This is a genomic window from uncultured Amnibacterium sp. (genome assembly GCF_964245895.1).
Taxonomy (GTDB): Bacteria; Actinomycetota; Actinomycetes; order Actinomycetales; family Microbacteriaceae; genus Amnibacterium.
In genome coordinates, this window is the sequence record NZ_CAXTOQ010000225.1 from 1 (window position 1) to 4,117 (window position 4,117).

Annotated in this window: 5 protein-coding genes; 2 read left to right on the plus strand and 3 right to left on the minus strand. The window is 68.0% G+C overall.

Annotated elements, in window-relative coordinates:
- A partial coding sequence (locus tag ACFE60_RS18090) for a VOC family protein (RefSeq protein WP_375390245.1) occupies nt 1–548 on the minus strand: 548 nt, incomplete at its 3' end.
- A gap of 122 nt (nt 549–670) precedes the next feature.
- Here ACFE60_RS18090 and ACFE60_RS18095 point away from each other — a divergent pair.
- Entirely contained in the window at nt 671–1,666 is a 996-nt protein-coding gene (locus tag ACFE60_RS18095; protein WP_375390246.1) for an amidohydrolase family protein, read from the plus strand.
- Between the two features lie 178 nt (nt 1,667–1,844).
- Here the strand turns inward: ACFE60_RS18095 and ACFE60_RS18100 are convergent, their stop codons facing one another.
- Together ACFE60_RS18100 and ACFE60_RS18105 are read right to left on the minus strand one after the other, a co-directional pair.
- Nucleotides 1,845–2,162: a hypothetical protein gene (locus tag ACFE60_RS18100; RefSeq protein ID WP_375390247.1), complete on the minus strand. Its 318-nt coding sequence runs from the start codon at nt 2,160–2,162 to the stop codon at nt 1,845–1,847.
- 18 nt (nt 2,163–2,180) lie between these two features.
- Nucleotides 2,181–2,834 carry a DJ-1/PfpI family protein gene (locus ACFE60_RS18105; RefSeq protein WP_375390248.1) on the minus strand — a complete coding sequence of 218 codons (654 nt, stop codon included), beginning with the start codon at nt 2,832–2,834 and terminating at the stop codon, nt 2,181–2,183.
- Nucleotides 2,835–2,949: 115 nt separating this feature from the next.
- Between ACFE60_RS18105 and ACFE60_RS18110 the strand changes: the two genes are divergently transcribed.
- On the plus strand, nt 2,950–3,894 hold the full coding sequence (locus tag ACFE60_RS18110; protein ID WP_375390249.1) for a GlxA family transcriptional regulator: 945 nt from the start codon (nt 2,950–2,952) through the stop codon (nt 3,892–3,894).
- Nucleotides 3,895–4,117 lie beyond the last annotated feature (223 nt).

The following is a 4,117-nucleotide window of genomic DNA, read 5'->3' on the forward strand; positions in this document are numbered from 1 at the left end:
CGCGCGCGACTGTGGATCTCGGTGAACTCGAGTCCCGTGGCCCGGGCTTCGACGAGCCGATCGGGTTCGAAGTAGACCCCGATCGGGTTGTCACCGAACTCCTGGGACGCCCACATCCACTCCTTGCCCGCGGCCCAGTCGCCGAACCCGTCGACCTGGATCTCGACCCCGTTGCCTTCGGGGTCCTGGTAGTACATCGACATGGTCATGCCGTGGTCAAGGTTCAGGAACGGCACGATGCCTTCGTCGCGGAGCCGGGTGTAGTTGTCCAGCCACTGGTCGAAGTTTGCATATTCGAACGCCGTGTGGTGCAGCCCGACCGTGTGTCCCTTGTCTTCGGGCGCTTTCAGATCGGGCAGCGCGAGCAGTGCGATGCGGTGGTTGGCGGCGTCGTTCGTCAGCCAGGCTCCGCCGGGGGAGTAGTAAACCGGCTCGAGGCCAGCGATCTTCTCGTAGAACTCCACCATCTCGTCGAGCTTCAGCGTGGCGAGGGTCGTGTGGTGGAACACCGGTCGGACCAGGGGGCGGGGACGGCGGTCACTCGGCATGTCTGCTCCTTCGTTGGAGACGAGATCGGGTATCCGGGGTATCCGGCAGCCCGCTATCAGCAAAACTGTGCACAGTTTGCATCGAACTGTCTACGGTTGCAAGCGGGGAAGGGGGTGCGGAAATGATTGAGGAGGACATCGAACCGACCGGTGGCGGGCAGGCGTGGGAGCGGATCGACTTCCACGCGCACCTCCTGCCTGACTTCTACCGCGAGGCGTTGACCGCCGCGGGGGAGGGCGGGCCGGACGGCATGTCGAGCGCACCGGACTGGAGCGTCGCGGGCGCGCTCGACATGATGGACAGGACTGGGATCCGCTTCGCCGTGCTGTCGCTGTCGTCCCCCGGCGTCCATTTCGGTGACGACGCAGCTGCTCGGCGACTCGCGCGCCGGATCAACGAGTTCGGTGCCACCCTCGTGGCGGAGCACCCCGACCGCTTCGCAATGCTGGCGACGCTGCCGCTCCCGAATGTCGACGGTGCCGTCGCAGAGCTCGAGTACGCGCTCGACGTGCTGCACCTCGACGGTGTCGCGATCGAGTCGAACGCACGCGGCCTGTACCCGGGCGACGACGCGATGCGGCCGGTGTTCGACGCGCTCGAGGCGAGGTCGGCGCTGCTGTTCCTACATCCGACGTCACCGCCGAACTCCGGGTCGGTGTCCTTCGCCCGGCCAAGGCCGATCGTCGAGTTCCCGCTGGAGACGACCCGTGCGGTGGTCGATCTGGTCCTGTCCGGCGTGATCGGGCGCTCGTCCCGGATGCGGGTGCTCATCCCGCACGGCGGCGGCGCGCTGGCGGCGATCGCGGACCGTGTCGCGACGCTCGCTCCCGCGCTGATGGACCTCGGCGGGGTCGATGTGGTCGCCGAGCTGGGTGCCCTGTTCTACGACCTCGCCGGCATCCCGGTGCCCCGGCAGCTGCCCTCGCTTCTTGAACTGGCCTCCACGGATCGCCTCGTCTACGGCAGCGACTGGCCGTTCACGCCCGTCCCGATTATCGAGACGATGGCTGCTGCCATCCAGGTGACGGATTTGCTCAGCGACCCCGATCGCGACAACATCCGATGGCGGAACGCGGTCACGCTCTTACCGCGGCTCGCCGAGCTCACCCGCTGGTGACGGTCATCCGCTGAGCGGGAGAGCTTCGCCCGCCCCCTGGAGGCTCTCCTGCTGCTCCGCATGCACACCGACGTGAGAGCGATAATCAGCCTCCTGGTCGGCGACGATGAAACCATCCGAGGGGGAAATGAGCCTCGTCGACGGCGGCTACCAGTCCGTGCGCTGATCCGCGGAGGCCCTAACCGAGCGACCGGTCGCCTGTCACGGCCGACTTGGGCAGGCGGCCGGCCCGCGAAAAGCCGCGCATGGTGTCTCCCTCGACCACGACATCGAACTCAAGGTTGAGGCGCACTGGCTTGGTGATCAATTGCATCCAGGTGACGCGTTCGCCCTGGTCCGTCGGGCTGGCCCGCACGTCGACGAGGTCAACCGTCTCGAATTGTCCGGTCGCCGTTCCGGTGATCGCACCGTCGTCGCCTGAGAAGGTCAAGTGCGCTTCGATCGCGCCGATCGGTGTCCGAATTGTGAGGATCCAATTACCGGGAAGTGTGGTCATCACAGGTCGCTTTCGTTGTCAGACGGGGAGGGGATCGGCGCCGACGTCGCGCCAGACGGTGCCGCGGCGTTCGTATTCGAACAGTGCCTCGACCGAGTGCGAGATCCGGGGGCCGTAGTGGCGCTCCAGCAGGTGGAGCGCCAGGTCGAGGCCGGAGGTCACGCCTCCGGAGCTGATCAGGTCGCCGTCATCGACGACCCGGGCGCGGATCAGGCGGACGCCTGTCGCCTCCAGGACGTCGTTGCCGAGCTGATGCGTCACAGCGGTGCGTCCTTCGAGCAGGCCCGCCATCGCCAAGGCGAGGGATCCGCCGCACACGGTCGCGACGATGGTTTTGGGCGCGGCGAACGCCCGCCTGATCAGCGCCGGCAGATGGGTCGAGCCGACGCGGGCGAGCAGGACCGGGATGGTGTCGACCTCGTCGGGATCTCCGACGGTCGGACCGGAGGCTCCTGGAACGATCACGAATCCCGGTTCTTCCGGCCGCAGCACGTCGGTCGCGGTCAGCTGCAGTCCGTGGGTTCCGCTGGTCATCGGACCGGTCGCCGTGATCCCGACCAGGCGGACGTCGAGATCCCCGCCGACGGCGTCCGCGCCGGCGTTTAGGACCTCGAACGGCGCGATGACGTCGAGCGGGTCAAATCCGTCAAAGAGAACGATTTGTGCGAGCACGGGTGCCTTTCGGGGTGGGGTCGGTTCGACGGTATGGGCGGAGGTTGCTCTGGGCGAGCGGCTGATCAGCCACTACGCGCAACGATGTCGCCATCTCGAGAGGTAGGCTCCCGTCATGCGGACGGTTGTGGTGCTCGCCCTGGACGGGGTTATCGCGTTTGATTTCGCCACGCCTCTGGAAATCTTTGGGCGGACGCTCACCGAGGGTGGCTCGCCGGCCTACGAGGTGATCGTGGCGGGTCCTCGGAGCACGGCGGACGCGGGCGCGACGACGCTGTCGGTGCCATACCGGCTCGATCGGCTGGTCGCGGCGGACACCGTGATTGTGCCGGGTCGATCGGATCCGAGCATTCCGATGGATCCCCGGGCGGTGCGGGCGTTGCGGGACGCGGCTGCACGGGGCGCGCGCATCGCGTCGATCTGCGTCGGGGCGTTGGATCTCGCCTCCACAGGGCTGCTCGACGGGCTGCGAGCCACCACCCACTGGCGCGCGACCCGGCTGCTCGCCGCTAGGCACCCGTCGGTCACGGTCGATCCTGGCGCGCTGTTCGTCGACAACGGCCAATTGCTCTGCTCTGCCGGTGCTGCGGCCGGGCTGGACCTGTGCTTGCACATGATCGCTCGCGACCACGGCGGCGCCGTCGCGGCCGAGTCGGCGCGAAGCGCGGTCGTCCCGCTGACCCGTGACGCTGGGCAGGCGCAGTACGTCCGGGACGACGACCTGGGCGTGAGCGGGTTGACCGCGACGCTGCAATGGATCGAGCGGCACGCCGCCGAACACATCACTGTCGCCGACATCGCCCGCGTCGCCGCGGTCAGCCCCCGTACCCTCAACCGGCGCTTCGCGGACGAGGTGGGTCTCGCACCGAGTGCCTGGCTCACGCGAGCGCGCGTGCGCCGGGCGCAGCGCCTGCTCGAGAGCACCGATTGGCCGATCGACCGCGTCGCGGCCGAAGCCGGACTCGGATCGGCGTCGAACCTGCGGATCCGGTTCGCAGACGTGGTCGGGACGAGCCCTGCTCGATACCGGTCCGCACTCACGACGCCGGCGGCGCGATGACCGGCGTTTTCAGGACACCGCGGCCTTGCCACTCGATGCCCGTCTCGCGCTGCTCATAGATGGCAGAGGCAAGCCCGTGTGTCGGGTGCGGGCAAGACGGCTGACTACGGCCGGATCGATCGAGCGTTCGCTCCGCATACGGTGCGCACTCCTCGTTCACGACGTGGTCGGCGGAGGAGCATGGACCGCATGAACCCACTGGGCACGTACCTCCGTGCGCGTC

Excerpts from the sequence above, each read along its gene's own strand:
- ACFE60_RS18095 (WP_375390246.1), top strand. The coding sequence starts at position 671 with ATGATTGAGGAGGACATCGAACCGACCGGTGGCGGGCAGGCGTGGGAG.
- ACFE60_RS18100 (WP_375390247.1), bottom strand. The coding sequence starts at position 2,162 with ATGACCACACTTCCCGGTAATTGGATCCTCACAATTCGGACACCGATC.
- ACFE60_RS18110 (WP_375390249.1), top strand. The coding sequence starts at position 2,950 with ATGCGGACGGTTGTGGTGCTCGCCCTGGACGGGGTTATCGCGTTTGAT.